Genomic DNA, 457 nt, shown 5'->3' on the forward strand with positions numbered 1-457 from the left:
TCACCGTATCGCCGACCGCGACCGTGCCAGCCTCGACCTGCCCGAGATGGACATGGAGCTTGCCGAGCGGCTTTGCGGTGTCCGCGACCGCGACCCTGAGACCGCCGTCGCCCGTGACCAGCCCGGCGTCACCCTGCTGGCCGCCGGACTCGGCATAGAACGGCGTCTGGTTGGTCACCAGCGCGACCTTGTCGCCCGCGGCGGCGCGGTCGACGCGGACACCGTCGCGGACGATCGCGACGACCCGGCCCTGCGCGGCATCGGTCGAATATCCGACGAACTCGGTCGCGCCCTGGTCTTCCGCGATGTCGAACCATACCGCTTCCGAAGCGGACTGGCCGGACCCCGCCCAGGCGGCGCGTGCGGCGCGCTTCTGCTCCGCCATCGCGGCGTCGAAGCCGGCGCGGTCGATGCCCAGGCCGCGGGCACGCAGGGCGTCCTCGGTGAGGTCGTAGGG

At 72.6% G+C, this 457-nt stretch carries 1 protein-coding gene; it reads right to left on the reverse strand.

What is annotated here, in order from left to right; all coding sequences use genetic code 11:
- Positions 1 to 457 (reverse strand): alanine--tRNA ligase-related protein (locus D7V80_RS41200; protein WP_233586111.1); only part of this gene is annotated, 457 nt, incomplete at both ends.

This window comes from Corallococcus sp. CA054B, from assembly GCF_003611625.1.
Lineage (GTDB): Bacteria > Myxococcota > Myxococcia > Myxococcales > Myxococcaceae > Corallococcus > Corallococcus coralloides.